General features: G+C 71.0%; 30 protein-coding genes. 14 read left to right on the top strand and 16 right to left on the bottom strand.

Annotated elements, in window-relative coordinates:
• The first annotated feature begins 14 nt into the window (after nt 1-14).
• The 3 genes from OG730_RS24330 to OG730_RS24320 all read left to right on the top strand — a co-directional run bounded on the left by OG730_RS24330 (nt 15) and on the right by OG730_RS24320 (nt 1,766).
• On the top strand, nt 15-875 hold the full coding sequence (locus tag OG730_RS24330; protein ID WP_327306233.1) for a TIGR03619 family F420-dependent LLM class oxidoreductase: 861 nt from the start codon (nt 15-17) through the stop codon (nt 873-875).
• A gap of 82 nt (nt 876-957) precedes the next feature.
• Nucleotides 958-1,206 (top strand): hypothetical protein, encoded by a 249-nt coding sequence (locus tag OG730_RS24325; RefSeq protein ID WP_327306232.1) that lies wholly within the window; start codon nt 958-960, stop codon nt 1,204-1,206.
• Nucleotides 1,203-1,766, top strand: a complete 564-nt coding sequence (locus OG730_RS24320) for a hypothetical protein (RefSeq protein WP_327306231.1) — start codon at nt 1,203-1,205, stop codon at nt 1,764-1,766. The genes OG730_RS24325 and OG730_RS24320 overlap by 4 nt, the downstream gene beginning before the upstream one ends.
• On the opposite strand, the gene OG730_RS24315 is transcribed toward OG730_RS24320, so the two are convergent.
• A complete protein-coding gene (locus OG730_RS24315) occupies nt 1,756-2,208 on the bottom strand; it encodes an ATP-binding protein (protein ID WP_327306230.1) in 453 nt (150 codons plus the stop codon). The two genes, OG730_RS24320 and OG730_RS24315, sit on opposite strands and share 11 nt — an antisense overlap.
• Before the next feature lie 128 nt (nt 2,209-2,336).
• Between OG730_RS24315 and OG730_RS24310 the strand changes: the two genes are divergently transcribed.
• The 4 genes from OG730_RS24310 (at nt 2,337) to OG730_RS24295 (ending at nt 5,720) form a co-directional block, all read left to right on the top strand.
• Entirely contained in the window at nt 2,337-3,173 is an 837-nt protein-coding gene (locus OG730_RS24310) for a helix-turn-helix domain-containing protein (protein ID WP_327306229.1), read from the top strand.
• Nucleotides 3,170-3,355, top strand: a complete 186-nt coding sequence (locus OG730_RS24305) for a DUF397 domain-containing protein (RefSeq protein ID WP_327306228.1) — start codon at nt 3,170-3,172, stop codon at nt 3,353-3,355. Before OG730_RS24310 ends, OG730_RS24305 begins: the two co-directional genes overlap by 4 nt.
• Nucleotides 3,356-3,726: 371 nt before the next feature.
• Nucleotides 3,727-4,368 (top strand): gamma carbonic anhydrase family protein, encoded by a 642-nt coding sequence (locus OG730_RS24300; protein WP_327306227.1) that lies wholly within the window; start codon nt 3,727-3,729, stop codon nt 4,366-4,368.
• A gap of 266 nt (nt 4,369-4,634) precedes the next feature.
• Nucleotides 4,635-5,720, top strand: coding sequence for an IS630 family transposase (locus tag OG730_RS24295; RefSeq protein WP_327303547.1), 1,086 nt, complete (start codon nt 4,635-4,637; stop codon nt 5,718-5,720).
• 7 nt (nt 5,721-5,727) lie between these two features.
• Here OG730_RS24295 and OG730_RS24290 read toward each other — a convergent pair whose 3' ends face one another.
• Nucleotides 5,728-6,282: a GNAT family N-acetyltransferase gene (locus tag OG730_RS24290; protein ID WP_327306226.1), complete on the bottom strand. Its 555-nt coding sequence runs from the start codon at nt 6,280-6,282 to the stop codon at nt 5,728-5,730.
• 116 nt (nt 6,283-6,398) lie between these two features.
• Nucleotides 6,399-8,108, bottom strand: a complete 1,710-nt coding sequence (locus tag OG730_RS24285) for an FG-GAP repeat domain-containing protein (RefSeq protein WP_327306225.1) — start codon at nt 8,106-8,108, stop codon at nt 6,399-6,401.
• Between the two features lie 298 nt (nt 8,109-8,406).
• Between OG730_RS24285 and OG730_RS24280 the strand changes: the two genes are divergently transcribed.
• Genes OG730_RS24280 through OG730_RS24270 form a run of 3 tightly spaced genes read left to right on the top strand, consistent with a single transcriptional unit; the run spans nt 8,407 to nt 10,128 of the window.
• Complete coding sequence (locus OG730_RS24280; RefSeq protein ID WP_327306224.1) at nt 8,407-9,045, top strand: LysE family translocator; 639 nt, start codon at nt 8,407-8,409, stop codon at nt 9,043-9,045.
• Between the two features lie 48 nt (nt 9,046-9,093).
• Entirely contained in the window at nt 9,094-9,669 is a 576-nt protein-coding gene (locus OG730_RS24275) for a hypothetical protein (protein WP_327306223.1), read from the top strand.
• 60 nt (nt 9,670-9,729) lie between these two features.
• Nucleotides 9,730-10,128: a VOC family protein gene (locus OG730_RS24270; protein WP_327306222.1), complete on the top strand. Its 399-nt coding sequence runs from the start codon at nt 9,730-9,732 to the stop codon at nt 10,126-10,128.
• A 38-nt stretch (nt 10,129-10,166) separates the two neighbouring features.
• Here OG730_RS24270 and OG730_RS24265 read toward each other — a convergent pair whose 3' ends face one another.
• The 10 genes from OG730_RS24265 to OG730_RS24220 all read right to left on the bottom strand — a co-directional run bounded on the left by OG730_RS24265 (nt 10,167) and on the right by OG730_RS24220 (nt 21,109).
• Nucleotides 10,167-10,955 carry a bestrophin-like domain gene (locus tag OG730_RS24265; protein WP_327306221.1) on the bottom strand — a complete coding sequence of 263 codons (789 nt, stop codon included), beginning with the start codon at nt 10,953-10,955 and terminating at the stop codon, nt 10,167-10,169.
• Between the two features lie 301 nt (nt 10,956-11,256).
• The gene (locus tag OG730_RS24260) at nt 11,257-11,553 is read right to left on the bottom strand and encodes a hypothetical protein (protein WP_327306220.1); all 297 of its coding nucleotides are present in this window, start codon (nt 11,551-11,553) and stop codon (nt 11,257-11,259) included.
• A 24-nt stretch (nt 11,554-11,577) separates the two neighbouring features.
• Nucleotides 11,578-12,138: a VapC50 family PIN domain-containing toxin gene (locus OG730_RS24255; RefSeq protein ID WP_327306219.1), complete on the bottom strand. Its 561-nt coding sequence runs from the start codon at nt 12,136-12,138 to the stop codon at nt 11,578-11,580.
• A 25-nt stretch (nt 12,139-12,163) separates the two neighbouring features.
• Nucleotides 12,164-12,613 carry a helix-turn-helix domain-containing protein gene (locus tag OG730_RS24250; RefSeq protein WP_327306218.1) on the bottom strand — a complete coding sequence of 150 codons (450 nt, stop codon included), beginning with the start codon at nt 12,611-12,613 and terminating at the stop codon, nt 12,164-12,166.
• Nucleotides 12,614-12,754: 141 nt separating this feature from the next.
• Nucleotides 12,755-14,329 carry an APC family permease gene (locus tag OG730_RS24245; protein WP_327306217.1) on the bottom strand — a complete coding sequence of 525 codons (1,575 nt, stop codon included), beginning with the start codon at nt 14,327-14,329 and terminating at the stop codon, nt 12,755-12,757.
• 283 nt (nt 14,330-14,612) lie between these two features.
• The gene (locus tag OG730_RS24240) at nt 14,613-16,097 is read right to left on the bottom strand and encodes an aldehyde dehydrogenase family protein (protein ID WP_327306216.1); all 1,485 of its coding nucleotides are present in this window, start codon (nt 16,095-16,097) and stop codon (nt 14,613-14,615) included.
• Nucleotides 16,094-17,833 (bottom strand): N-acyl-D-amino-acid deacylase family protein, encoded by a 1,740-nt coding sequence (locus OG730_RS24235; protein WP_327306215.1) that lies wholly within the window; start codon nt 17,831-17,833, stop codon nt 16,094-16,096. Before OG730_RS24235 ends, OG730_RS24240 begins: the two co-directional genes overlap by 4 nt.
• 248 nt (nt 17,834-18,081) lie before the next feature.
• Nucleotides 18,082-19,209 carry an LLM class flavin-dependent oxidoreductase gene (locus OG730_RS24230; RefSeq protein ID WP_327306214.1) on the bottom strand — a complete coding sequence of 376 codons (1,128 nt, stop codon included), beginning with the start codon at nt 19,207-19,209 and terminating at the stop codon, nt 18,082-18,084.
• A 126-nt stretch (nt 19,210-19,335) separates the two neighbouring features.
• Nucleotides 19,336-20,121 (bottom strand): SDR family NAD(P)-dependent oxidoreductase, encoded by a 786-nt coding sequence (locus OG730_RS24225; protein ID WP_327306213.1) that lies wholly within the window; start codon nt 20,119-20,121, stop codon nt 19,336-19,338.
• A gap of 40 nt (nt 20,122-20,161) precedes the next feature.
• The gene (locus OG730_RS24220; RefSeq protein WP_327306212.1) at nt 20,162-21,109 is read right to left on the bottom strand and encodes an LLM class F420-dependent oxidoreductase; all 948 of its coding nucleotides are present in this window, start codon (nt 21,107-21,109) and stop codon (nt 20,162-20,164) included.
• 273 nt (nt 21,110-21,382) lie between these two features.
• Between OG730_RS24220 and OG730_RS24215 the strand changes: the two genes are divergently transcribed.
• The 4 genes from OG730_RS24215 (at nt 21,383) to OG730_RS24200 (ending at nt 22,672) form a co-directional block, all read left to right on the top strand.
• Nucleotides 21,383-21,595 (top strand): hypothetical protein, encoded by a 213-nt coding sequence (locus OG730_RS24215; protein WP_327306211.1) that lies wholly within the window; start codon nt 21,383-21,385, stop codon nt 21,593-21,595.
• Nucleotides 21,592-21,744, top strand: a complete 153-nt coding sequence (locus tag OG730_RS24210; protein ID WP_327309390.1) for a hypothetical protein — start codon at nt 21,592-21,594, stop codon at nt 21,742-21,744. Before OG730_RS24215 ends, OG730_RS24210 begins: the two co-directional genes overlap by 4 nt.
• Nucleotides 21,741-21,884, top strand: a complete 144-nt coding sequence (locus tag OG730_RS24205) for a hypothetical protein (protein WP_327309630.1) — start codon at nt 21,741-21,743, stop codon at nt 21,882-21,884. Before OG730_RS24210 ends, OG730_RS24205 begins: the two co-directional genes overlap by 4 nt.
• Before the next feature lie 71 nt (nt 21,885-21,955).
• Nucleotides 21,956-22,672 carry a transmembrane-type terpene cyclase gene (locus OG730_RS24200; protein ID WP_327306210.1) on the top strand — a complete coding sequence of 239 codons (717 nt, stop codon included), beginning with the start codon at nt 21,956-21,958 and terminating at the stop codon, nt 22,670-22,672.
• On the opposite strand, the gene OG730_RS24195 is transcribed toward OG730_RS24200, so the two are convergent.
• From OG730_RS24195 to OG730_RS24185, 3 genes are read right to left on the bottom strand one after another with little or no spacing between them, the layout of a single operon-like run.
• Nucleotides 22,644-23,504: a hypothetical protein gene (locus OG730_RS24195; protein WP_327306209.1), complete on the bottom strand. Its 861-nt coding sequence runs from the start codon at nt 23,502-23,504 to the stop codon at nt 22,644-22,646. The genes OG730_RS24200 and OG730_RS24195 overlap by 29 nt on opposite strands.
• Nucleotides 23,505-23,546: 42 nt before the next feature.
• Nucleotides 23,547-24,791, bottom strand: coding sequence for a sensor histidine kinase (locus tag OG730_RS24190; protein ID WP_327306208.1), 1,245 nt, complete (start codon nt 24,789-24,791; stop codon nt 23,547-23,549).
• Nucleotides 24,788-25,507, bottom strand: a complete 720-nt coding sequence (locus tag OG730_RS24185; RefSeq protein ID WP_327306207.1) for a response regulator transcription factor — start codon at nt 25,505-25,507, stop codon at nt 24,788-24,790. The genes OG730_RS24190 and OG730_RS24185 overlap by 4 nt, the downstream gene beginning before the upstream one ends.
• Between the last annotated feature and the right edge of the window lie 88 nt (nt 25,508-25,595).

Genomic DNA, 25,595 nt, shown 5'->3' with positions numbered 1-25,595 from the left:
AGGTGTCAGCGCACATGCGGATCGCCACGACCGTCTTCCTCACCGACCGCACCATCGCTCCCGTCCCCCTCGCCCGCGCCCTGGAGGAACGCGGCTTCTCCGGTCTCTACCTCCCCGAGCACACCCACATCCCGGTCAGCCGCGTCACCCCGGCCCCCATGGGCGGCGAGCTCCCGGAGATGTACGGGCGCACCCTGGACCCCTTCGTCGCCCTCGGCCAGGCCTCCGCCGTCACCGAGCGGCTCCACCTCGGCACCGGCATCACCCTCGTCGCCCAGCACGACCCCATCGACCTCGCGAAGCAGGTCGCCACGCTGGACCACCTGTCCGGCGGCCGCGTCACGCTCGGCATCGGCTACGGCTGGAACGTGGAGGAGGCCGCCGACCACGGAGTCGAGTGGCGCACCCGCCGCGAGCTGGTCCGCGACCGCATGGCCCTGATGCGGACCCTGTGGTCCCCGCACCCCACGGCGTACGTCGGCCAGTTCTCCTCCGTCCAGGCCAGCTCGGCCCACCCCAAGCCGGCGCAGACCCCGCGCGAACTCGCCCCGGGCGTCCCCCTGTACGGCCCCCGCACCCTGATCGGCGGCCAGGCGGGCCCGAAGCTCTTCGCGGCGATCGCCGACCACAGCGACGGCTGGCTCCCGATCGGCGGAGGCGGCCTGACGGAGTCCCTCCCGGCGCTGCGCCAGGTCTGGGAGGCCGCCGGCCGCGACCCCAAGTCCCTCCAGGTGGTCCCGTACGCCGTCCAGCCCACCCCCGGCAAGATGTCCCACTACGCCGACCTGGGCATCGAGGAGGTCGTCCTCCAGCTCCCCTCGGAGGGCGAGGCGGAGATCCTGCGGATCCTGGACGACTTCGGGCAGTACCTCTAGCAGGGGGGGCCGGGGCGAGGTGAAACCCCGGCCGGTCGAAACCCTGTGGCACCGGGGAGCCGTCCACGGCGAACATGACCCCATGCCGGGCCAACGCAAGCGCGCACGCAGCAGGATTCGAGCCACCCAGCGGACGGCGGACGCCCGCGGCCGCTGGGAGCCGCTGTTCTCGACGGCCGAGGAGTCGGAGGTCCGGGCGTACGTCGGCCGCCTGCGGGCCGACGGCACCGTCAGCGACCCGTCGCAGCTCCGCATCGACCTCTTCTGCGGCCGCCTCGAGCACCCTTCGACCTACCAGGTCAGCCTGTTCGTCCCGGAGGACCCGGCGTGAGCGAGGACCTGGACGGCACGGCCGAACTGTGGGAGGGCCTCCCGGAGGGCATCCGCCGCCAGGTGGACGGGTACGTCCTCCAGGACCGCATGATGTACGCCGTCCGCGTGGTCTGGGAGGCCCGCCGCGCCCAGGGTGTGGGCCTCTACGAGGCCCAGGAGTTGGTCTCCGACCGCTACGTCCACTTCGGCGACCGGGTGGCCCGCACCCCCGACTGCCCGCTCGACCTGGAGTCACTGGCCGCCATCGCCTCCGGCATCCGGGCCCGGGTGGTGGCGATCGAGGCCGTCTGGGACGGGGACACGGTCCACGACTGGTTCGTGCGGCTGCTCGCCGTGACGGAGGAACCGGCCGGGGAACACGCGCTGGCCACCGTCTACTGGGGCACGGGTACCCGCGCCCTCGAAGCCGAAGGCGCCGACCGTGGCCCCCTTGACCCCCACGCCGCCGCGGCCGCCCGGGCCGGCACTGCTCTGGCGGCCCACCTCGGAGTCCCGTTCCACTTCGCGAGCCCGGACAGACCGGACGACAGTGCACCGCGGTGGCGGGCTACACCGTGACCGTGACCGTGACCGCGCCCAGGAGGCGCAGCTCCGCCCAGACCGTCTTCCCGACCACCCGGTCCCTGACCCCCCAGTCGGCGGCGACGGCATCGACGAGGCGCATGCCGTAGCCGGTCTCGGCCCCGTACTCGTGCGGCCGCACGGCCGGCCGGCGGTCCCGCCGGGCATCGGACACCTCGATGCGCAGCGCCCCGGGAAGCAGGCTCATCCGCAGCTCGAAGTCCCGCCCCTGGACCCGCCCATGGGTCACCGCGTTGGCGGCGAGCTCCGCGACGAGCAGCCCGGCGTCCTCGGAGAGCCCGCTGCGGTCGGGGATCCCCCAGTCGTGCAGCTCGACGAGCGCCAGCTGCCGGGCGAGGCGGGCGCCGCGCAGGGTGGAGCTGAAACGCTGAGTGAACGTGCGTGCGAGGGTTCGGGCCGGGCCCGAGGGTGTGGTCATGGGAGCAAAGTCCCGCGTGGGGCGGGGTGTTCCCCAGCAAGCGAACCGCTACTTTTCATCTGTACGAGTTCGCGCTCTGGACAGTCTCGGTCACTGACGGTGAACATGTTGCCGGGGAGGTGACCTCCATGGCGAGTGTCGATGACAGCGGTGACAACGAGGCCGGGACAGACCCCGACCTGCGCAACTTCGGCGAGACGGTCAAGGCCTTCAGGAAACGCGCCGGCCTGACCCAGGAGCAACTGCACCCACTGATCAGGTACTCCGTGCAGTACATCGGGTCGGTGGAACAGGGACGGCGGCACCCGTCCACGAGGTTCGTGGACCGGGTGGAGGAGGTGCTCGACGCCTTCGGCGTCATCCGCATCGCCGCGAAACAGCTGACGCGGCGGCGGGGGCTGGCGAAGTGGTTCCGGCGGTGGGCGGAGCTGGAGGAGGACGCGGTAACGCTGAATACGTACGAGTCGCGCTCGGTCCCCGGCCTGTTACAGCCGGAGTCCTACGCCCGTGCACTGATCGCCGCAGTGCTGCCACTGCCTACGACCGAGGAGATCGAAGCCCGCATCGTGGCGCGACTGAAGAGGCAGAGGGTCCTGCACCGGACGCCGTACACGATCTTCAGTTTCATCCTCGACGAAGCGGTGATCGAGCGGCGGACGGGAGGCCCGGAGGTGACCATCGAGCTGATCGACCACCTCCTCGCGTGCACTCGACTGCCCAACGTTGATCTGCAGATCATGCCGACGATCAGCCCGGAACATGCGGGGCTCGGCGGGCCCTTCCGTCTCCTTGAGACGGAAGAAAACGACTGGCTCGGCTACAGCGAGGGACAGCAGACAGGACAGGTGATCTCGACCCCGAAAGACATCAGCCTCCTCCACCAGAGGTATGCCAAACTTCGCATCCAGGCCCTCAATCCTGCGGACAGCGTGGGCCTGTTGATGCGAATGCGAGGAACTCTGTGAACAGCTCCCGGTTGCGGTGGTTCAAGAGCAGCTACAGCAGCGGCGACGGAGACGACTGCGTAGAGGTCGCCAGCTGCGTCGACTCCGTCCACATCCGGGACTCCAAGGTGACGGCCGGTCCCGAGCTGGCGGTGTCGCCCCGGTCCTGGGCCGCGTTCGTGGGTGGGGTCACGGAGGCCTGAGCTGCGGGCCGGTCGGTGGCGTTGACATGGTCCGGGGGGAGCCCGGCAGTCCAGTGTCCTTTCGGTGCGGGCCGGTCCCTCAAGGGCGCTCCCTTCGGTCGCGTCGCTTCGCGATGGCCTTCGGCCACCCTTGACCGACCGACCCACCCCGAAACGCCACAAGACTTCCGGGATCCCCCCGAGGAACGGCCGGGAGGGAGGACAGGGAGGAGCGGCCCGGTTGCAGATACGCAGCCCCCTCCGGCCGAGGGTCATCCATACACGGCCCCGGCAGGACAGGAAGTGTGCGAGAAGGCCGGATGACGGTCCCGGCGGACGCGACGTCGGAAATCCGCCAGCGTGCGCGCGGCCGGTCGGGCGAGAATCCGCGCATGAGCGCTGAATCGCAGGGAATCCGCATCCGGCACCGCGGGCACGAACCGCAGGTCCATCCCACCGCCTACATCGCCCCGACGGCCACGCTCGTCGGTGACGTCCGCGTGGGGCCGAGGGCGCGGGTGATGTACGGCGCGGTCCTCGATGCCGAGGGGTCTCGGATCGAGGTCGGTGAGGCGGCGGTGATCTGCGAGAACGCGGTGCTGCGCGGGTCTGCTGTCGCCGGGGATCAGCCGGTGCTCGTCGGCGACCACGTGTTCGTGGGGCCGCATGCCACGCTGCTGGGCTGCGAGGTCGGCAGGTGCGCCTATGTGGCGACCTCGGCGACGGTCCTGCAGTGCGCACGGTTGGGGGCGGGCTCGGTCGTCGCCGTCGGCGCGCTCGTCCACGCGCGCGCCGTTCTGCCGGACGAGTTCTTCGTGCCGCCGCACACCGTGGCGCTCGACGCGCCGGTGCGGCTGCTGGCCCCCGGCGATCCGGGCCTGGCCGAGGCCATCGGGCGGGTGGGCTTCGCGCAGGTGGCGTTCGGCGTCGACGCGGAGTGGACCGACCGGATCAGCCGGTACGAGCGCATCGCGGAGGTGCGCGTCGCCGAGTTCGGCGCGCACGCGGACGATGAGGTTCTGGACCTCGGCTAGGTCGTCTCTTTCGGATCTTGCCGGTCAGGCCCGCGTCGTCCGGTGCCGTGCCTCGGCGCGCTGCCGGGGCTCCCGCGTACTGGACGTACTCGGGTGCCTCGGCAGTGCGGCGAGGTGCGGTGCCGGACGACGCGGGCCCGGCAAGATCCGGAAGAGACGGCCTAGTGATCTGGGTTTGAGGTCTGGGCTCGCCCCATGAGTCGTGTTCTGTTTCAGATCTTGGGTTCTGCCTGACGGGGCGGGTTTCGGTCCGGTGTCCTGACGGGATGGGCGATAACAGGCTGCCGCCAGTGGTGCTGTCGGAAGCTGAGCGACTGACGTTGGAGAGCTGGGCCGGGCGGCGTTCAACTGCGCAGGGCCTGGCCCAGCGAGCGCGGATCGTGCTCGCGTGCGCACGAGGGTGGAACAACACCGTGGTCGCCGCGCGGTTGGACACTGAGCGCAAGACGGTAGCCAGATGGCGGTCCCGGTTCCTGCGGGACCGCCTGAACGGCCTGTCGGACGAGCCGCGGCCCGGGGTGCCGCGGACCATTACCGACGCCCAGGTCGAAGAGGTGGTGGTCCGCACCCTCGAACAGACACCTGCGGGCGGGACACACTGGTCGAAGCGGGAGCTGGCCAAGGTGGTGGGGATCTCCCCGGCGAGCGTGCTGAGGATCTGGCATGCCTTCGGCCTGCAGCCCTGGCGGACCGAGACCTTCAAGATCTCCCCGGACCCGTTCCTGATCGACAAGATCCGCGATGTCGTCGGCCTCTACCTCGCCCCGCCGGCGAACGCGGCCGTGTTCGCCGTGGACGAGAAACCGCAGATCCAGGCCCTGGAGCGGACCGCACCGGTCCTGCCGATGCTGCCCGGAGTCCCCGAACGGCGGAGCTTCGACTACGTCCGGCATGGCACCGTCGACCTGTTCGCCGCCCTGAACACCGCGACTGGCAGGGTGATCACGAAACTGTCCGCGCAGCACCGGGCTGTGGACTTCCGGGACTTCCTCGACGACATCGACCGCCAGACCGATCCGGGCCTGGCGGTCCACGTCATCTGCGACAACCTCTCTGCCCACAAGGCGCCGGTCGTGCGCAAGTGGCTCCTTGCGCATCCCCGGTTCCAGCTCCACTTCACTCCCACGTACTCGTCGTGGATCAACCAGGTCGAGCGGTGGTTTGCCGAGCTGGAACGACGCTGCCTCGAACGCGGAGTGTTCTGCTCACTCGACGACCTCAAGGCCGCACTCGAAGGCTGGATCGAGGTCTGGAACGACCAGGCCAGGCCGTTCAAGTGGACCAAGACCGCCGACCAGATCCTCGACCGCATCTGCCGCTACTGCGACAGGATCTCCAAACCAGGTCACTAGCGCCGCGTCAGCGGCCCTCGTGCCGTGGTGGGGCCGGCGCCCAGTCCTTGGCCAGGAGGCCGAGCAGGACCTCGTCCAGGAACTCGCCCATCACCCAGGCCGAGGAGCGCAGGACGCCCTCGCGGACGAACCCGTTGCGCTCGGCGGACCGGAGCATCGGCTCGTTGTCCGCCAGGGTCTCGATCTGCAGTCGGTGCAGGCCGCGTACGACGAATCCGTAGTGGCACAGGACCGCGACCACGTCGGTGCTGTAGCCCTTGCCCCGTGCGGACGGCAGCAGCCCGAGTCCGACGTGCCCGGACCGGTTGTGGTTGTCGAGGCCCCACAGGGTCGCGGTGCCGACCAGGGCGTCGCTCTCCAGGTCCACCACGGAGAACGGGACGTGCCCCGGTGCGCTGTCGTCGACCATGAACGACAGGGCCTTCGAGCCGGCCATGAGCGGTCGCCACGGTTGCCCGGTGGACCGGGAGGCGGTGGCCACGTCGTCGTGGAGACCGGCGTGCAGGATGGGGATGTCGTCCTCGTGCCGGGCCCTGAGCCCCACCGTGTTGCCTTTTAGCATGCGTGTTTCCTATCCGACGGCGCCGCCCGGCAGCAACCGAATAGACCGCGAGCGGCTACGCCCGAGCCGGGGCGCTCCTCCGGGTGGAGGGGCGCCCCGGCTCGGGGTTCAGCGGGTCAGTACTGGTTCGGGTAGATCTGGTAGTTCGTGCCGATCTTGACGCGGCTCTTCAGCTTGCCCGTGCTGTACGAGTCGTAGCGCCACAGGACGCCCGCGGAGTCGGTGGCGAGGAGCTCGGCGCGGCCGTCTCCGGTGAGGTCGCCGGTGACGACGAGCTGCTTGTAGCCCTCGTAGCCGTAACCGACGCGGACGCGCGACTTGAACGGGGCCGAGGGGACCCCGGTACCGGCGTACAGGTACAGATTGCCGGAGCCGTCGCGGGCCAGCAGGTCGGCGCGGCCGTCGCCCGTGAGGTCGCCGGCGCCGGTCAGCTTGTTGTAGACGCCCCAGCCGCCACCGATCTTGATCTTGTTCTGGGTGCCGCCGACCCCGTTGCCCTGGAACAGGTACAGGTTGCCGGAGCCGTCGCGGCCGAGGAGGTCGCCGGTGCCGTCGTTGCTGAGGTCACCCGGGGCGACCAGGGTGTTGTACGAGCCCCAGCCGAGGCCCTTGTAGTCACCGTTGAGGTAGAGGGCGCCGTTGGAGGTCTGCTCCAGGATCGCGCTCTGGTTGCGGTTGGTGAAGGAGGAGCCCCAGGTGATCTTGGCACCCTTCCAGCCGCCCGTGTCGCTGATCTTGGTGCGGCTGCTGAGGGTTCCGTTGTTCTTGGAGTAGTACCACCAGAGCGTGCCGCCGGAGTCGCGGCCGAGCAGGTCGTTGCGCCCGAAGTCGGGGTTGCCGCCCTGCTGGGCGAAGAGGGTGGCGACGTTCCAACCGGTGCTGCTGGTCGCGCGCGGCTTGAAGGCGCCTGCGCCGTTGCCCTTGTAGACGTACGTCTGGCCGGAGACGGTGCGGGCGATCATGTCGCCGTTTCCGTCGCCGTCGATGTCGTCCAGGCCCACGATCTGGTTGTACGCGTTCCAGCCGCTGCCGATCGTCTTGCGGGGCTTGAACGGGGCGCTGGTGCTGCCGGTGCCCAGGTAGGCGTAGAGGACGCCGGAGAAGTCGCGGGCGACCAGGTCGGCGATGCCGTCGCTGTTGATGTCGTTGGTGCCGACCAGCTGGTCGTAGGCCTGCCAGCCCGCGCCGATCTTGATGCGCCCCTTGAGGGGGGAGCTCGGGTTTCCGCTGCCGGGGTACAGGTAGAGGACGCCGTCCGGGGTGCGGGCCAGCAGGTCGACGTAGCCGTCGCGGTTGATGTCGCCGGGGGCGAAGACCTTGTTGTAGATGCCCCAGCCGCGGCCGGACCAGGACCGGCTCTGCGCGCCGTCGCGCCACTGGGAGCCGAAGAAGGTCAGCTCGCCGTCGGCCGTGAGGGCCAGCAGGTCGGTCTCGTTACCGCCGTCGACCCGGCCGAACGGGATGACGTCCTTGTAGTCGAGGTAGTCGCCGGCCTCGCCCACCGCGTACTTGAAGTGCTCGGTGGCACCACCCGGGTTCACGAAGTACGTGCCGCTGATCGCCTGGTAGAGCGAGTCGGGGATGTTGTCGCCGTCCGCGTCGAGGCGCGGGGCGAGGGTGGCGGCGCGCAGGCCGGCGGAGGCCGCCTTGTGCTTCCCGGCGAGCGGGCCGAGGGGCGCCTCCGCCTTCGGGGCCGGGCGTGCCACGGAGCCGTGGGAGTCGCCATCGGTGGCCGAGGCGGTTCCGGCCAGGGTCATGCCCGTGGCGAGGACGATGGCGGTGCAGACCGCGAGGCGGCCGGGGCGCATGTGGCGCGAGAAGTTCAAGGTCCCCCCTGGGACATAAGTGCTGGTCGGGGGGCCGGTGCGCGCGATGGGCACTCGGTGGACGCAGTGGACGCGGCGGCGCGACTACGTCATCCCCCCGGATTCGTGCGTGCAGTGTACAGCCGCGGCAGGGGTGCTCCTACGGGCCCCCGGGCCCGTACGGGAGGACCCCTGATCGCGATGGGCCGTATGTCGTCCCATCTCTCGTTTTACCCGGCGACTTACCCGGCGGCGGGCTCGCCGCCACCCGCCGAAAACCCCTTCCCCATCCCCCCACCCGTCCGGAACGATGAACCGCATGGTGTCCACTGACCGGCTGTTGGCGTTCGCCGCCATGTCCTTGCTGCTGATCCTCATCCCCGGGCCGAGCGTGCTCTTCGTCATCGGGCGGGCGTTGTCCCAGGGGTGGCGGGCCGCTCTGATCACCGTGGCCGGGAACACGCTGGGGGCGTACGTGCTCGTCGTCGCCGTGGCCTTCGGGGTGGGGTCGGTGGTGGAGCGGTCCGTGCTCGTGTTCACGGCGCTCAAGCTGGCGGGGGCCGCGTACCTCGTCTACCTCGGGATCAAGGCCTTCCGGCAGCGGCATGCGCTCCGTGCGGAGTTCGGGGCGGGCGCGGCCCGGTACGGGAACTGGCGGTCCCTGTGGGAGGGGTTCGCCGTCGGGGTGGCCAATCCGAAGACGATCGTGTTCTTCGCGGCCGTCCTGCCGCAGTTCGTGGACCGCGAGCAGGGGCACGTCACGGCCCAGATGCTCCTTCTCGGGCTCGTCTTCAACCTGATCGCCGTAGTCTGCGACAGCACCTGGGGCATGGTTGCCGCGACCGCGCGCAGCTGGTTCTCCCGGTCACCGCAGCGGCTCTCCGCCGTGGGCGGGGCCGGGGGGCTCGCGATGATCGGTCTGGGCGTGACCGTAGCCGTGACCGGGCGCAAGGACTGATCCGAAGCCTGTTCCGGAGCACGACCCGAAGACTCCCCAGGGGGAACGATGCGCGTCCGCTTACCGCTCGTACCGGCCGTCACCGCTGTCGCCGCCGCCGTCCTGCTCACCGGGTGTGCGGGGGACCCGGAGGTCGCCGCGCCGAAGACGAACGTGAGCTTCAAGCCCGTGCCGACCGTCACCGCGCCGACCCCCGGCAGCACGGCGCCGGTGAACCCCGGCCCGGGCGTGATCCAGTGGTACGGGACCGGCGGCGAGAAGCTGCTCCACGGGCTGATCTCCACAGCGCGGTCCGCCCGGGGCCAGCACCAGGACGGCAAGATCGTCATCGATCTCGGCCCCCTGTCGGACAGCCTGGAGGCGGCCCGGGGTTACACCGTCGCCTACATCCCCGAGCAGAAGACCCAGGACGTCTGGGCCGAGGCCCGCAAGCACCTCTCCTCCGGCATGGGCACCGTGCTGAACGCGTCGGGACTGGGCGTGTCACGGACGAGCGAGGAGAAGGCCGCCGAAGAGGAGGCCATCGGCTGGGCGGAGATCGACGAGGGCATCAAGGGCCTCAAGGAGACCGACGACCGGCTCCGCGCACTGGGCTGCATGCCGACCGAGGACCCCTGGAAGTAGCCCGCGGCGCAGGCATCGGCCCCTTCCGGCGCCCGGGACCCCGCCCGTACCCTCTCCCCCATGATCGACGCACGCGCGCACATCCGGATCGCCCGGCCCTCCCTCGACCTCGCCGCCGCCGAGCGGTTCTACGTGGACGGGCTCGGGCTCGACGTGCAGTGGCGCTCCACCGAGCGGGTCTCGGGGGAGCACGACCTGCTGATGGTCGGGCCCCTGGGGGGCGGCTGGCACTTCGAGCTGACCCGCGACCCCGAGAACCCGGTGGCGCCCTCACCCACCGCCGACGACCTCTTCGTCGTCTACCTGGGCGCGGAGCCCGACGAGGCCCTCGTGCGGCGGCTCGTCGAGCACGGCGGTACCCGTACGCCCGCGCACAACCCCTACTGGGACACCTACGGGGTCACCGTCATCGACCCCGACGGCTACCGGCTCGTCCTGTCCTCCCGCACCTGGGGCTGAGCGGCCGCCGGGAGGGCCGGCACGCTCCGCGCCTGCGGTCAGCGCCAGAACTGCGCCAGTGCCGCGTCCCTGAAGGGCGCCGGGCTCACGGTCAGTTCACCGGCGAAGGGGCGGTCGAGGGCCATCACCAGCAGCAGGCTGAAGCCGATCAGCCCGGCCACCGCCGAGACGAACAGCAGCTGCATCTTCAGGCTCCGCAGCCCGAAGAGGAAGGTGAGCGGGAGGATCACCAACGCGCCTCCGTACACGAGCACTTGGAGCAGCGGCGGCAGCGAGGTCTCGGCCATCGTCACGCGCGCCCGGCGCTGCGCGGCCACGTCGTTGAGGCGGCCGACGGCCTCCCCGTAGAAGGTCTCGCTCCGGGGGCCGGAGGGCTCGTAGGCCTGGAGTGCCGTGTACAGGGCGTGCGTCTGGTCGGCGGTGGCCTCGTAGCTGGGCCGGCCCTCGCGCATGAGGGGCCACTGGATCTCGACGACGGCGTGCACGTAGTCCCCCACCGCCCGGTCCACGCGGGCGCGTTCGGCCGGGGGGAAGACCTCCGCGCTGCGGACGACCAGGGCGAGGTCGGTGGCCTCGGTCGCGACGACGGTCTGGGTGTTCTCCAGTTGCGTCCACAGGGTGACGACGACGAAGGCGAGGATGATGCCGTAGATCGCACCGAACATCCCGAGGGCCACCCCGACCATCTCGTTGTGGTCGCCGTCCGCGAGGTGCGGGAAGCGGCGGCGCGCGGCCACGCTGCCGCCGATGGCGAGGGCGACGAACCCGCCGACGAGCAGGACGCCGAGGAAGAACGTGCTGAGGTGATTGAGCAACCAGAGGATCATGTCCTGCCCAACGACCACCCGGTCGGGAGGGACCGCCCCGAAATCAGCGCGAGCCGCTCGTACCGGGCGGGCCCGCCGCTCCCGCCTCCCGGGCGTCGAACAGTTCGTCCCAGTGCTCCCGCGTCCCGTCGCGGCGCACGCCCGCCCGGCGGCCCCGGCGGAGACGGAGCGGCCGTGGCCCCTGGTGGTGGCGGCGATGCCCTCCTACGCGGCCTACCGGGACGCGGCCGCGCGGACGGCCGGCCGTGAGGTCCCGCTGGTCCTGGTCACCCGGCGGGACCCCGCCACCCGCGGCCGAGCCTCAGCCGCGCACCTGCGGCGCCTTCGGCAGCCCGGACGACAGCGCGGTCCCGGCTCCGCCGAGGGAGGCGTCGGTGGCCTTCGAGGCGGACCCGGCGGCCGAGGCGGTGATCTCCACCGCCGTCTTCGCGTCCTTGACGGCGCCCCCGGGGTGGTCGACGATCTCGCCGACGCGCTGGGTGATCGGGGGCCCCTGGATGGCGGGCTCGTCGGCGGCGTGCGCGACGGCGGGGCTGAGGGCGAGGGCCGCCCCTCCGGTCAGGACGAGGGCGGTGAGGCTGCGCTTGATGGCGTTCATGCCCGTCCCAACGACCCCGAGCAGCTACGGGTCACCGCTCTCCCCCAGCCGATCCGCGAACCGGGCCAACCCCGCCTTGTCGAGCCTGGCCAGGACGTCTCGATAGGTCAGGGGCGGCCTCCTCTTGCCCGCCGCCAACCTGACCAGGGTGTCGGCTACCTCCTGCGGCCACTGTTCGTGCAGTTCACACAGGTAGGTATCGGGGTCCAGCACGCGAACACCCAGGCGGGCCATGTCCGCGGCCGGGAAATCAGCGAGATTCCAGGTGATCAACGCGCCTGCGCCCGCCGCACAGGCCGCCGCCGCGTGATGCCGGTCGTCCGGATCCCCGCCGGGTATCCGGTGCACAAGAGGTGCGTACTCGGACTCGGCGACCCCGCAGTCGCCGAAGTAGTCGCGGACGGCCCGTGTGACGGCCGCCGCCGACTCCGGCGACCGCCGCCCCTCACGGACGATGACCCGTTCCCACTCGACAAGCAGGCGCTCCGACCAGACCACCTCGTGCACCGAGTCCTCGGTCAGCGCCAACATGAGGTCCATGACGGAGAACGGGAACAACACGTTCGTGTCGACGAAGACGCGCATGGAACCCCCCTCTCTCACACGCGGCTCAGTAGGGCATTCCAGCGTCTTCCGCGGCCTCCGCGATCCGTCGGCGACCCTCCCGGCGCCGCGCCCTCCGCGCTTGAAAGGCAAGGACGTCGGCGAGCCGCACGATGCGGTGCCGACTGTCCGGCAGATGGCTTGACGGAATGTCGCCCGAGTCGAGCAGGCGGGCCACGAAGGGCCGGGACAGGCCGAGCAGCTCGGCGGCCTCGGTTGGTGTCAGGTGCGTCTCCGCCGCGAGGACGGTGACCGCGTGTCCGCTCGCCAGTTCGCCTGCGGAGGCCGCGAGGATCCGGACCAGTTCCTGTGGCAGCACGCTCTCACTGCCGTCGGCGGAGCGCAGTATGACATCGACCTCACCGGGGACCAATCGCACCGACTTCGTGAGGGCTTCCTGGATCTCGGGGCTCGACTCCACGGTGGTCGCCTTCGCGAGCACGCTCGTACGCGCCATCTCAGCCTCCTCGGATAACTGAAATAACTGTAACCCACCCGGAAGCGGTGCACACGAACGCCCGCGGCCCCGGATCGGAGGATCGATCCGGGGCCGCGGGCGTGCATGACACAGCGGGGTGGGGGCGCGAGGGCCCCGGGGTCAGTCCTGGACCACCAGGGACGGGGTGGACTTCGTCAGGACCTCGCCGCGGAAGAAGGCCGGGCTGCGGCGTTCGGTGACGAACATGACGACCAGGCCGAGGAGCAGCAGGCCGACGCCGATGATGAAGACGCTGCCGACGCCGAGGACCGTGGAGCCGGAGCCGTACGACGGGTTCCACATGTCGATCAGGGTCTTGAAGAAGACCGTGGCGAGGAGCAGGCCGCCGAGGACCGGGAAGACGCCCTTGAAGAACAGGTCGCGGGTGGACTTGCGCAGCTCGCCGCGGAAGTACCAGGCGCAGGCGAAGGCCGTCAGCGAGTAGTAGAAGCAGATCATCAGGCCGAGCGCGAAGATCGTGTCGGTGAGGACGTTCTCGCTGAGCAGGGTCATCACGGTGTAGAAGACGCCGGTCGCGACGCCCGCCATGATCGTGGCGCGGCCCGGGGTCTTGAACTTCGGGTGGACCTTGGCGTAGGAGGGCGGCAGCGCCTCGTACGTGGACATGGCCAGGACCGTGCGGGCCACCGGGATGAAGGTGGTCTGCAGGGAGGCCGTCGCGGAGGCCAGGACGGCGACGAAGAGCAGGATGCCGAGCATCGGGCCCATGACCGGGCCGGCGAGGGCGGCGAAGACGTTGTCGGAGGTCTCCGGGTTGCCGAGGCCGAGGCCTTCGGTGCCGGAGCCGACGGCCATCTGGGCGGCGATGCCGGTGGCCAGGTACGAGCCGACGAGGACGACCATCGCGATGAGCGAGGCGCGGCCGGGGGTCTTGGCGGAGCCGGTGGTCTCCTCGTTGGTGGCCAGGCAGGCGTCCCAGCCCCAGTACATGAAGATCGAGAGCGAGAGTCCGGCGGTGAAGGCCGCCATGGACTCGACCGCGAAGGGGTTCATCCACTGCCAGGAGAAGTCCAGGCCGGTGTCGAAGGTGCCCGCGGAGGCCTTCTGGAAGGCCATCGCCACGAAGATGGCGAGGACGGCGAGCTGGAGGCCGACCAGCGCGTACTGGACGCCCTTGGTGGCCGTCATGCCGCGGTAGCTGATGGCGGTCGCGGCGGCGATCAGGGTGAGGCAGGTGGCGATGTGGACGAGCTTGTTGTCGTCGAGCGCGGAGATCGCCGGGTTGTTCGTGATCTCGCCGAGCAGCAGCCAGAAGTACGAGGTGGCGACGCCGGCCAGGTTGGAGAGCACGATGATCGTGGCGATCACCAGGCCCCAGCCGCACATCCAGCCGATCCGCGGGCCGAAGGCCTTCACGGTCCAGGTGAAGGAGGTGCCGCAGTCCGGCATGGCCTTGTTGAGCTCGCGGTACGCGAAGGCGACCAGCAGCATCGGGAGGAATCCGGCCAGGAAGACGGCCGGCATCTGCACGCCGACCTCACCGGCGGTGGAGCCGAGGGTCGAGGTCAGGCAGTAGACGGGGGCGACGGTGGAGATGCCGATGACGGCGCTTCCCACGAGGCCGACGGAGCCCTTGCCGAGGCCCTTGCCCCGTACGTCACCGTCGGAGCCACCCCGGGGGGTGGCTCCGTTTACCGTGTCTCCGGCCTGGGGCCGGACGTCCAGCTGTGTCATACCTCAGGACGTTAGACGCTGCGTTTTCCACATCTGGAGGACTTAAGTCCGGATCCCCACACGGCCAAAGCCCTTGGAATCCCGAGACCGATCGCCGTCACGAGGATGTAATACAAGGTTCACAGGCCTGCCGATCATTGTTTCGGCAGGCCTGGACCTTTTATTTCGCGATGCGGAAACCGTAGCACTGTCCGTTTTGACCGGTTTCAAACTTTCCGGGTCAATATTTGGTCAAGCCAAGAACCTTCGGCCCGGATTTCTGCTCGGACCTGCTCGGGCCTGCTCAGGCCCAGACGATCGACTGCGTCTCGCTGTAGGCGTGCAGGGCGTACGAGCCCACGTCCCGCCCCACCCCCGACCGCTTGAAGCCGCCGAACGGAGCCTCCATGTTCCGCCCGATGGTGTTCACGCCCACCCCGCCCGCCCGCAGCCGCCGCGCCACGCGGAACGCGCGCGCCGCGTCCGCGGACCACACGTAGCTGATCAGGCCGAAGTCGCTGTCGTTGGCGAGCGCCACGGCCTCCTCCTCATCCCCGTCGAAGGGGACGACCACGACCACCGGCCCGAAGATCTCCTCCCGGACCACGCGCATGTCGTTGGTGCAGTCGACGAGGAGGGTCGGGGCCACGTAGAAGCCCTTCCCCTCCGTACCCACGGAGGGACGCTCGCCGCCGAAGGCGATCCGGGCGCCCTCCTTCTTGCCCAGCTCGATGTACGACTCCACGCGGTCCCGGTGCGCCGCCGAGATGACCGGGCCCACCACGGTGCCGCGCACCGCCGGGTCGCCGACCTTCATGAAGGCCAGGTAGCCCTGCAGCTTCTCCACCAGCTCCTCGTACACCGAGCGGTGGACGATCACCCGGGTCGGAGCCGTGCAGATCTGTCCGGAGTAGAAGGAGAAGGTGGTGCCGATCCCCATCACCGCCGCGTCCAGGTCGGCGTCCGCGAGGACGATCGCCGCGCCCTTGCCGCCCAGCTCCATCAGCTGCCGCTTCATCGTGCGGCCGCAGACCTCGGCGATGCGCTGGCCCACGCCCGTGGAACCGGTGAAGGACACCATGTCCACGTCCGGGGAGTCCACGGCCGCCTCGCCGACCTCGACCGAGGTGCCGGAGACCACGTTCACCACGCCCGCCGGGACCCCGGCCTCGTGCAGGGCCTCAGCCATGCGGAACACCGACAGCGGGTCCTGCGGGGCCGGCTTGACGACCACCGTGTTGCCCATGGCCAGCGCCGGGGCCACCTTGCCCGCCGGGTTGGCCCACGGGTTGTTGTACGAGGTGATGCAGGTGACGACCCCGACCGGCTGGCGCACCTCCAGCGCCCCGAGGATGCTCGCCGCGCCCATCGGGCCCGCCTCGGTGACCTGCGGCGGCAGCCCGCGCTCGACCGGTTCCAGCGCGCCCTTCGCGTACCGGCGGAAGCGGGCCACGCCCACCCCGACCTGCATGCCGCGCGCGATCCCGGTGGGGGCGCCCGTCTCGGCCTGGGCGAGCGCCGCCCAGGGCTCGTACGCGCGCTGGATGATGTCCGCGGCCCGGTCCAGGATCGCCGCCCGCTCCTCCGGCTTCGTCCGGGACCAGCCCTCGAAGGCCGCCGCCGCGGCGCGCGCCGCGTCCTCGACCTGGCCGCGCGAGGCCTCGGGGGCCAGGCCGACGACGGACTCGTCGGCCGGGTTGACCACCTCGTAGTGCCCGCCGGCCGGCTCGACCCACTCGCCGCCGATGTAGAGCTTCTGCGGAGTTTCCCGCGCGTCCCGCTCGGTCATCGCGTGCTCACCGTCCTCGTGTCCCGCCCCGAACGGAGCACGATCCCGGGGATCGCCCCCGTGACCTCGTCGTCGCGGATGGTCTCCACGCCGTTGACGCGTACGGACACCATGCCGATCGCCCGCGCGTCCAGCCGCGGGCTGTCCCCGGGCAGGTCGTGCACGAGCGTCGCGGGTCCCGCCTCGATCCGCTCCGGGTCGAAGAGCACCAGGTCCGCGTGGAAGCCCTCGGTGATCCGGCCGCGCTCGCGCAGCCCGAACAGCTGGGCCGGGTCGTCGGTGAGCATCCGTACCGCCTGCTCCAGCGGCACCAGCTTGCGGCCGCGCAGGCAGTCCCCGAGGAAGCGGGTCGTGTACGGGGCCCCGCACATGCGGTCCAGGTGGGCGCCGGCGTCGGAGCCGCCGAGCATGACGTCCTCGTGCTGCCAGGTCTCGGCGCGCAGCGCCCAGCTCGCCGGGTCGTTGTCGGTGGGCATGGGCCAGAGCACCGTACGCAGGTCGTCGTTGGCGCAGATCTCCACCAGGCACTGGAAGGCGTCCTGGCCGCGCTCGGCCGCGATGTCGTTGACGACGCGGCCGGACAGGCCCTCGTTGGCCTCGCTGTAGGTGTCGCCGATGACGTAGCGGCCGAAGTTGGCCAGGCGCCGGAAGACCCCGGCCTCCTTGCTGGCCGCTCGGACCAGCATCTCGGCGCGCACCTGCGCGTCGCGGAGCTTCGCGATGCGCTCGGGGAGGGGCAGGCCCAGGATGTCGCCCCAGCCGGGGATGAGGTTGAGGGCGCAGAAGGTGCCCAGCGACATGTTCATGGGGGTCAGGATCGGCATCGTCAGCGCGACGATGCGGCCGCCGGCCTTGCGGGCGCGCTCGCTGGGGATCAGCTGGCGCGGCACGCGCTCGGGGACGGACGCGTCGATGGTGAGCACGTTCCAGTTCAGGGGCCGTCCGGCGGCCGCGCTCATCTCGACGAAGAGGTTGATCTCCTCGTCGGCGAACTGGTCGAGGCAGCCCGCGACGATCGCCTCGAGCTGGGTGCCCTCGTGCTCGGCGACCGCGCGGGAGAGCGCGAGGAGCTCCTCGGGCTTGGCGTGCCGGGAGGCCACGGGGGCGCCGGAGCCGTCGGAGTGGGTGGAGGACTGGGTGGTCGACAGGCCCCAGGCGCCGGCGTTCATGGCGTCGTGGAACAGGTCGAGCATCTGCCGCATCTGCTCTTCGCTCGGCTGGCCGCCGACGGCGTCCTCGCCCATGACGTGCCGGCGCAGCGCGCAGTGGCCGACCATGAAGCCGGCGTTGACGGCGATGCGGCCGTCCAGCGCGTCGAGGTACTCGCCGAAGGTGGACCAGGTCCAGTCGACGCCCTCTTCGAGGGCCTTGAGCGCCATGCCCTCGACCTTGCTCATCATGCGGCGGGTGTAGTCGGCGTCTTCCGGGCGGGCCGGGTTGAGGGGAGCCAGGGTGAATCCGCAGTTGCCGCCCGCGACGGTGGTCACTCCGTGGTTCATGGAGGGGGTCGCGTACGGGTCCCAGAACAGCTGGGCGTCGTAGTGCGTGTGGGGGTCGATGAACCCGGGGGTGAGGACGAGGCCGGTCGCGTCCTCGCTGCTCGCCGCGGGTTCGGTGACGGTTCCCGGCGGGGCGATGACGGCGATCCGGCCGTCGCGTATCCCGACGTCCGCTACGCGGGCGGGTGCGCCTGTGCCGTCCACGACGGTGGCGCCCTTGATCAGGTGGTCGAGCATGACGTCCCTTCAGCCTTTGCTTGCGGTGCGCGATCAGGGGGGCGGGGCGGCGCCGCTCCTGGGGCTCCGCCCCAGACCCCGCTCCTCAAACGCCGGAGGGGCTGGATCTTCCAGGCCCCGGCGCCGGCCCCCGGGGCGGCCGCAGCCGAGGGCCCCGGCCGGAGTCCGCCGGGCCGGCCGCAGCCACGGCGTGACTCCGGCCGGGGCCGGTTGCGGGGCGGCGGTCCGGGAAGACGCCGCCCCCGTCCTCAGGCTCCCGAAGCCTCGCGGAAGCGGGTCGTGCGGTGCACCGGGTCGGTGTCGATGTGCGGGATGACGTGCTCGCCGATGAGCTTGATGGTGGTCATCGTGTCCTCGGGCGAGACGCCGGTCGGCAGACCGAAGGAGAGCTGGTCGGCGCCGGCCTCCTCCCAGCGCTTGCACTGGGCGCGGACCTCGGAGGGGTCGCCGCAGATGAGCAGCTCCTCCGCGATCAGCAGCTCGACGATCTCCGCGTTGTACTCGGGGAGGATCTCGGGCCACTCGGGGATGATCTCGGGGCGCGGGAAGGTGTCGTGGTAGCGGAAGACCAGCGACTGGAAGCGGTTCATGTTGGCGTTGACGGCGATCTCGACGGCCTTGTCGTGGGTCTCGGCGCAGATCGCGGTCGAGGTGACCATGACGTTGTCGTTGACGAAGGCGCCGATGGCCTTCGCCTCCTGGATCGCGGTCTTGTACTGGTCCAGCACCCAGGCCATGTCGGAGACCTTCTGGACGCTGAAGCCGAGGACTCCGAGGCCCTTCTTGGCCGCCATGGCGTACGAGGCCGGGGAGCCCGCGGCGTACCACATGGCCGGGTGGGCCTTGCCGTACGGCTTGGGGAAGATCTTGCGCGGCGGGAGCGACCAGTGCTTGCCCTGGAACCCCTCGTACTCCTCCTGGAGGAACATCTTGGGGAACTCGGCGATGGTCTCCTCCCAGATCTCCTTGGTCCCGTCCATGCTCTCGATGCCGGGAAGGAAGCCGAGGATCTCGTGGCTGCCGGCGCCGCGGCCGGTGCCGAACTCGAAGCGCCCCTTGGAGAGGTGGTCGAGCATGGCGACCTTCTCGGCCACCTTCACCGGGTGGTTGACCGGGGCGAGCGGGTTGAAGATGCCGGAGCCGAGGTGGATGCGCTCGGTGGCGTGAGCGAGGTACCCGAGGAACACCTCGTTCGCCGAAAGGTGCGAGTACTCCTCCAGGAAGTGGTGCTCGGAGGCCCAGGCGTACTTGAACCCGGACTTGTCCGCCTGGATGACGTACTCGGTCTCCTCGATCAGCGCCTTGTGCTCTGCCTCGGGGTCGACCTTGGACCGTGCCTCAGGCACGTATCCCTGCACAAAGAGCCCGAATTCCAAGGGGATTCACCGTCCTTCTGTTTCTGACGTTGCGTCAGATTCGATGTCACGACTGTTCCATCGCGGGGGCGGGAGCGTCAATACCTGACACTCCATCAGATCTGGCTCGGGGGGACTCGCGGACCGCTAGCCGATGCTGACGCCCGCCATCCAGCCGCCGTCGATCACGAACGGCTGACCGGTGATGTAGGAGGAGTCCTCGCTGGTCAGGAACAGCGCCAGCTTGGCTATCTCCTCCGGCTGACCCACCCGGCCCATCGGCACCACGCGCTTGTAGAGGTCCGCCATGGCGTCCCGGGCCTCCTGGGGCAGGTCCGCCGGGTTCGTGTTCCCGGGGGTGGCCATCGCGGTGTCCACGGCCCCCGGGCACATCGCGTTGACCCGGATGTTCTTCGCGGCCAGCTCCAGCGCGGCCACCCGGGTCAGGCCGAGGATCGCCGCCTTGGTCGCCGCGTACGTGCCCACGTACGCCATGCCCGTCAGGCCCGTGTACGAGGAGGTGTTCACGATCGTGCCGCCACCGGCCGCCTCGATCTCCGGGGCCACCGACTTGATGCCGAGGAAGGCACCGACCTGGTTGACCTGGACCACCTGCTGGAACTCCTCCAGCGGGGTCGCGGTCAGTTCGTTGAAGCGCAGGATGCCCGCGTTGTTGACCAGGCCGTTGACCTCGCCGAAGGCCTCCTTGGCCGCCGCGATGGCGGCCGCCCAGTCCTCCTCCCGGCTCACGTCCATCCGTACGTACCGGGCCCGGTCCTCGCCGATCTCCTTCGCGACCGCCGCGCCCTGCTCGTCCAGCACGTCCCCCAGGAGCACCTTGGCGCCCTCCGCGGCGAAGAGCCGGGCCTCCTGCTCGCCCTGGCCGCGCGCGGCACCGGTGATGATGACGACGCGTCCGTCCAGCTTGCCCATGCGTTTGCCCCTAGTCGCTCGTCGCTCGTTCGCTAGTTCGCTAGTCGTTGAGAAGGGGTCCCACTTCGGACCCGAAAGCCGTGATCTGGTCAATGAGTTCGGCCCGGTCGCGGTTGCGGAAACGGACCTGGATCTGGTCGATGCCGATCGCCTTGTACGCGCGCAGCGACTCGGCGAGCACCTCCGCCTTGCCGGTGAGGGCCCGCCGGCCGGTGTCCCAGCCGGGCTCGCCGACGTACAGCGGGGCGGTGATCGCGCCGAACTCCACGGGCCCCGTGACCCCGGCCTCGGCGCGGAGCTCCTTGATCCGGGCGATCTGCGCCGGGAGCTTGTCGAGCGGGTCGCCCTGCGGGAGCCAGCCGTCGCCGCGCACGGCGGCCCGGCGGACGGCCGCGGGCGAGGAGCCGCCCACCCAGACCGGGATCCGGGACTGGACGGGGCGGGGCAGCTGCCCGAGGTCCTTGAAGGAGAACAGCTCGCCCTCGAACTCCGGGTACTCCTCCTGGCCGAGGGCGGCGCGCAGCGCGTCGAGGGTCTCGTCGAGGACGGCCCCGCGCCGCGCGAAGTCCACGCCGAGCACCTCGAACTCCTCCTTCACGTGCCCGGCGCCGACGCCGAGGATCAGCCGGCCGCCGGAGAGGTGGTCGACGGTGGCGTACTGCTTGGCGCTGAGCAGCGGGTGGCGCAGGCCGAGGATCGCGACGTGGCTGAGCAGCCGCACGTTCTCGGTGATCCCGGCCAGGAAGGAGAGGGTGGCGATCGGGTCGTACCAGATGGTGCTCATGGGGCCGGCCATGTGCCGCGGGATCGCCACGTGGTCACAGGTGGCGACGTAGCCGAAGCCGGCCCGGTCGGCCGCCCGGGCGACCGCCGCGAGATCGGCCGCGCCGGCCGTCACCTCCCAGGGCTCGGCGTAGATGGTGCTCTGCGACTGGATCGGGAGCTGCATCCCGTAGACCAGCCGACCTTCCGGAAACACGCGCGCCATGGGCCGTACCCGCCTCGTCCTCGACTGCCGATTCGTCATACCGGTGCGGGGGCCATCGTCGTAGCTGACGGGTCGTCAGGCAAGGGGTTCGACGGCGCCCGGCGTCCCGGAAATGGGAGGCTTGGGCGACTGAGACACCGCCACCAGCGGAGGCCGAGACGGGCCGAGCCCTACGCGCCGGCCATCAGCGCCGCAACCATCGCCGAGGTCCGACGCTCCGGTCGGGCCGGACAGCGCCTGGCCTGGCAGAGGTCCCGCCTCACGGTCGTCCCAGTGACCGAGAAAGTGGCCGACAAGGCCGCAGAGCTGCTTGAGGCGGCCGGGCTCGACGGACACGAGTGTGCGGTGGACGCGCTCGTCGTGGCCACCGCGGCGCTCTCAACCGGTCCGGCGAAGGTGGCGTCCTCCCACGGATCCCACGTACCGAAACTCTGCAACGCGGCCTCTCTCGGGCGGCCGTCTCCGGTCCAGTGGGTGCGTGTATGACCGCGTCCACGGCCAGGCGGCAGAGGCAGCTGGAGCGCGAGCGCCTCCGAGAGCTGATCCGGGAATCCGAAGCGGTCAACGGACCGCCCGAGCCGGCCGCCGTCGAGGCGAAGCGGGCCGTCCTGCGCGGCGGGACCGCGGACTGGTGACCCCCGCCGAGCAGGCCTCGCAGGCAGAGCGCGCCCGTGCGGCATTGCAGGCGTGGAACGGCTACGACCCCACGGCCGCCGAGCAGCGGGACCTCGACGAGGAACTGGACCGGCGGCTGGCCGAGGCCGATAACCATTGACGGAGGCGGACCTCGGACCGTGACCCCCGAGGGGATGTGCCGGGTGCCGGCCGGCCGCTAGGGTGCCGCGCGTGGATCTTTTTCTGACGCTGGTCAGCGGTGTGGCGTGGACCACCGTGTACGTCGAGGCGATCCGGGTGGGGCTGCGGGACCGGACGTACGCGATGCCCGTCGCCGCGCTCGCGCTGAACTTCGCCTGGGAATCGACCTACGCTGTACGGGAGTTCAGCGTCGGGGTGTCCGCGCAGGGCATCGTCAACGTGGTGTGGGCCCTCGCCGACATCGTCATCGTGTACACGTATCTGCGCTACGGGCGGGCCGAGTTGCCCGGCTTCGTGACCCGGCCGCTGTTCGCCGTCTGGACCGCGCTCCTCTTCGCGAGCGCCTTCGCCGTGCAGTGGCTCTTCCTCGCCCACTTCGGCCACCACGACGCGAGCCGCTACTCGGCGTTCCTGCAGAACCTGCTCATGTCCGGACTGTTCATCGCCTTCTACGCGAGCCGGCGCGGCAGGCTCGGACAGTCCCTGGTCATCGCGGTCGCCAAATGGCTCGGCACGCTCGCGCCGACCATCCTCTTCGGCGTCATCGAGGACGCCCCGTTCATCCTCGGGCTGGGGCTGCTCTGCGCCGTCTTCGACCTCGCGTACATCGCGCTGCTGGCCCGGAACCCGGCCGCTGCCGCCTCTGCGGCGGCGGGCGGAGGGTCCACCGAGGGCCGGGGGTCCGCCGAGGGCCGGGGGTCCACCGAGGGCGAGCCCGTCAGAAGCCCTTCGGCCCCATCACGATGACCGGCTTCGCCGCCGGGTCGAGGGTCTCCAGGACCCTCTGCATGGCGGCCTTCGGGATGCCCACGCAGCCCTGCGAGGGGCCGTCGTGGTCCACGTGGAGCCAGATGTTGCCGCCCTTCTCCTCGCCCTCGGGCTTCGTCGGGTCGAGCGGACTCACCCCCGGCTTGCGGTTGAAGTCGATGGCGACGACATAGTCGAAGGAGCCGCGCAGCGACTCCCCGTTGACCCCGAGGCCGCTCGCCACGAAGCCGCCGTCCTGGTCGTACGGGAACTTCGTGCCCGGCGGCTTCGCCAGCAGCCCGCCCGCGTCGGTCAGCGCGAACACGCCCTCCGGGGAGGTCAGGTCCCCGTACGTACGCTCCGTGGACCAGCCCTTGGCTCCGTTGCGCGCGGGCCAGGTCTGGCTCTTCAGCCAGTCGGCGCCGGCCGCCGGACGGCTGTACAGGGCCGCGGTGGACTCCGAGGAGTCCTTCGCCTTCCCGGTGACCAGGATCAGCTGGCGGGCGTCCGCGGGGATCTTCGCCCGGGTCCGCTCGCTGACCTCGGGCAGACCCTGGAAGGGGTCCCGCTCGGCGGCCCGCGCGGCCCGCTGCTCGGCCGGCGGCCGGGCGTCGGCGGCCGGGGCGGCGGCGTTGGCCGGCGGGTCGTGCGCCAGGTACACCCAGGCGGCGCCGAAGCCGAGCAGCCCCAGGGCGGCCGCGAAGGCCAGCGGGCGCGAACCGCGCGGGCGCCGGGAAGCGCCGTCGGTGCGGTCGGCGCGCCGCGTGCCGCCGGCGCGGGTGCGCCGGGTCGGGCGGGTCGCGCGGGAGCCGGCTCGGGCGTGCTTGCTCATTGACCCGACCGTACACAGCCGATCTTCATTTTTGTTGACTAGTCAAGCGCCCGGCGTTTCCCCGGCGGGTCGCGCGGCCGGTGCCCCGGCCGGGAACCAGACCCGGACCATCAACCCGCCGCCCGGCGCCGGGTTGGCCCGCGCCGTCAGTTCCGCGCCGTGCGCCCGTGCGATCGACGCGACGATCGAGAGCCCCAACCCGGCGCCCTCCCCCGCCGTATGCTGCCGCTCCGCCCGCCGCCGGAAGGGCTCCAGCAGCCGCGGCACGTCCCGCGGCTCGATCACCGGACCGGTGTTGGAGACCGTCAGCACCCCTTCCGGAGAGACCGTCACCTCCAGGCGGCCGCCCGCGCGGTTGTGACGTACGGCATTGGCCAGCAGGTTCCGCACGAGGTGCCCGAGCAGGGTCCGGTCGCCCGCGACGGTCAGCGGCGCGAGGTCCCCTACGACCAGCAGGTCCTGAGGGGCCGTCGCCCGGGCGGCCGCCAGCTCCGCCTCCGCGAGCGCCCTGAGGTCCACCGGCTCCGTCGCCTCCAGGCCCTCCTCCGAGACGGCCAGCAGGAGCAGCGACTCCACGAGGTGCTGACTGGAGTCCGCGACCTCGATGAGCTTGGAGCGGATCCGGGCCACCTTCTGCGGCGGCGGGTCCCCCGCCAGCCCGATCTCGGCGGCCGCCCGCTGGACGGCGAGGGGGGTGCGCAGCTCGTGGGCGGCGTTCGCGGCGAACCGGCGCTGCGCCCCGACCAGGTCCTCCATCCGGTCGAGCATCCCGTCGAAGGTGTCCGCGAGCCGCTTGAGTTCGCCGGGCGGGGCCTTGAGGCCGATCCGCTCGTGGAGGTTGGCGCCGGACAGCCGGCGGGCCGTCTCGGTGATCACCCCGAGGGGGCGCAGGACGCGGCCGGCCATCCACCAGGCGAGCCAGATGGACAGGACGGCGAAGACGGCGAGGGCGACGAGGGAGACGATCAGCAGCTCGTGGAGGGTGGCCTGCTCTACGGCGGTGGTCAGGTTCTGGGTGGCCCGCCACTGTTCGAGCTGCTCGGGGGTGGGGGTGGCGCCGGGATCCAGCTTCTCGGCGGGTACGGGGAGCCGGTGGCCCGGGATCACGTTCGGCAGCTGGTCGGCATAGCCCGGCCTGGTGGTCATGACGGCGCCGCTGATGCGGGTGTAGAGACCGTTGCGGAGGAGGATGTTGATCAGGGCGATCAGGCCGCCGCCCGCGAGGAGCAGCAGGGAGCCGTAGAGGACGGTGAGACGGGCGCGCTCGGAATGGAGCACTGCTCTCATCGCGGATCACCGCTCCGGTGGTTGTCATGGGTCCGGTGGGCGTCACCGATCCGGTGGCCGTCACCGATCCGGTACCCGGCGCCCGGGACGGTCTCGATCAGCGGCGGCTCCCCCAGCTTGGCGCGCAGCTTGCTCAGGGTCACCCGTACCGCGTTGGTGCTGTACGAGGTGTCCTCCTCCCACACCTGCTCGATCAGGTCGTCGCTGCTCAGCACCGCCCCCTCGGCACGCAGCAGCGACTCCAGCACGGCGAACTCCTTGCGGGAGAGCGCGAGCCGGCGCCCCTCGCGGGTGGCGGTGCGCCGCGCGACGTCCACGGCCACCCCGGCCCGCTCCAGCACCGGCGGCAGCGCCGGCTGGGCGCGCCGCCCCAGCGCCAGGACACGGGCGAGGAGCTCGTCGTAGGCGAAGGGCTTGGTGAGGTAGTCGTCGGCGCCGAGGCCCAGGCCCTCGACCCGGTCCCGTACGGTCCCGGAGGCCGTCAGCATCAGGACACGGGTCAGCAGCCGCTCGCGCACCACCTGGCGGCAGACCTCGTCGCCGTGCAGGCCGGGTAGGTCCCGGTCGAGGATCAGGACGTCGTACGCGCCCAGGCGCAGGCGGCTCAGGGCCTCCAGGCCGTCGCTCGCCTCGTCTACGGCCAGCGCGTCGCCGCGCAGCCCCTCGGCGATCATCTCCCGCAGGAACTCCTCGTCCTCCACCACCAGAACTCGCATGACGTCCTCTTTACCGGAGAGCGGCATTTCGCCGTTGTAAGCACGAGCCGTTAGAGAAGCGAAACCCGCTGTTCGCGCAGTCTCGGGC

Source organism: Streptomyces sp. NBC_01298 (genome assembly GCF_035978755.1).
Classification (GTDB): domain Bacteria; phylum Actinomycetota; class Actinomycetes; order Streptomycetales; family Streptomycetaceae; genus Streptomyces.
Note: the sequence above shows the minus strand (reverse complement) of the source record. Positions and strands in the feature narration are given on the sequence as shown.

What these genes read in the sequence shown, in the direction of transcription:
- OG730_RS24290 (WP_327306226.1), bottom strand. Translation starts at nt 6,282, where the DNA reads ATGCTAAAAGGCAACACGGTGGGGCTCAGGGCCCGGCACGAGGACGAC.
- OG730_RS24220 (WP_327306212.1), bottom strand. Translation starts at nt 21,109, where the DNA reads ATGGCGCGCGTGTTTCCGGAAGGTCGGCTGGTCTACGGGATGCAGCTC.
- OG730_RS24265 (WP_327306221.1), bottom strand. Translation starts at nt 10,955, where the DNA reads ATGATCCTCTGGTTGCTCAATCACCTCAGCACGTTCTTCCTCGGCGTC.
- OG730_RS24240 (WP_327306216.1), bottom strand. Translation starts at nt 16,097, where the DNA reads ATGACCGAGCGGGACGCGCGGGAAACTCCGCAGAAGCTCTACATCGGC.
- OG730_RS24300 (WP_327306227.1), top strand. Translation starts at nt 3,727, where the DNA reads ATGAGCGCTGAATCGCAGGGAATCCGCATCCGGCACCGCGGGCACGAA.
- OG730_RS24185 (WP_327306207.1), bottom strand. Translation starts at nt 25,507, where the DNA reads ATGCGAGTTCTGGTGGTGGAGGACGAGGAGTTCCTGCGGGAGATGATC.
- OG730_RS24310 (WP_327306229.1), top strand. Translation starts at nt 2,337, where the DNA reads ATGGCGAGTGTCGATGACAGCGGTGACAACGAGGCCGGGACAGACCCC.
- OG730_RS24325 (WP_327306232.1), top strand. Translation starts at nt 958, where the DNA reads ATGCCGGGCCAACGCAAGCGCGCACGCAGCAGGATTCGAGCCACCCAG.
- OG730_RS24260 (WP_327306220.1), bottom strand. Translation starts at nt 11,553, where the DNA reads ATGAACGCCATCAAGCGCAGCCTCACCGCCCTCGTCCTGACCGGAGGG.
- OG730_RS24245 (WP_327306217.1), bottom strand. Translation starts at nt 14,329, where the DNA reads ATGACACAGCTGGACGTCCGGCCCCAGGCCGGAGACACGGTAAACGGA.
- OG730_RS24250 (WP_327306218.1), bottom strand. Translation starts at nt 12,613, where the DNA reads ATGGCGCGTACGAGCGTGCTCGCGAAGGCGACCACCGTGGAGTCGAGC.
- OG730_RS24275 (WP_327306223.1), top strand. Translation starts at nt 9,094, where the DNA reads ATGCGCGTCCGCTTACCGCTCGTACCGGCCGTCACCGCTGTCGCCGCC.
- OG730_RS24330 (WP_327306233.1), top strand. Translation starts at nt 15, where the DNA reads ATGCGGATCGCCACGACCGTCTTCCTCACCGACCGCACCATCGCTCCC.
- OG730_RS24190 (WP_327306208.1), bottom strand. Translation starts at nt 24,791, where the DNA reads ATGAGAGCAGTGCTCCATTCCGAGCGCGCCCGTCTCACCGTCCTCTAC.
- OG730_RS24270 (WP_327306222.1), top strand. Translation starts at nt 9,730, where the DNA reads ATGATCGACGCACGCGCGCACATCCGGATCGCCCGGCCCTCCCTCGAC.
- OG730_RS24295 (WP_327303547.1), top strand. Translation starts at nt 4,635, where the DNA reads ATGGGCGATAACAGGCTGCCGCCAGTGGTGCTGTCGGAAGCTGAGCGA.
- OG730_RS24210 (WP_327309390.1), top strand. Translation starts at nt 21,592, where the DNA reads ATGACCGCGTCCACGGCCAGGCGGCAGAGGCAGCTGGAGCGCGAGCGC.
- OG730_RS24225 (WP_327306213.1), bottom strand. Translation starts at nt 20,121, where the DNA reads ATGGGCAAGCTGGACGGACGCGTCGTCATCATCACCGGTGCCGCGCGC.
- OG730_RS24195 (WP_327306209.1), bottom strand. Translation starts at nt 23,504, where the DNA reads ATGAGCAAGCACGCCCGAGCCGGCTCCCGCGCGACCCGCCCGACCCGG.
- OG730_RS24315 (WP_327306230.1), bottom strand. Translation starts at nt 2,208, where the DNA reads ATGACCACACCCTCGGGCCCGGCCCGAACCCTCGCACGCACGTTCACT.
- OG730_RS24235 (WP_327306215.1), bottom strand. Translation starts at nt 17,833, where the DNA reads ATGCTCGACCACCTGATCAAGGGCGCCACCGTCGTGGACGGCACAGGC.
- OG730_RS24280 (WP_327306224.1), top strand. Translation starts at nt 8,407, where the DNA reads ATGGTGTCCACTGACCGGCTGTTGGCGTTCGCCGCCATGTCCTTGCTG.
- OG730_RS24255 (WP_327306219.1), bottom strand. Translation starts at nt 12,138, where the DNA reads ATGCGCGTCTTCGTCGACACGAACGTGTTGTTCCCGTTCTCCGTCATG.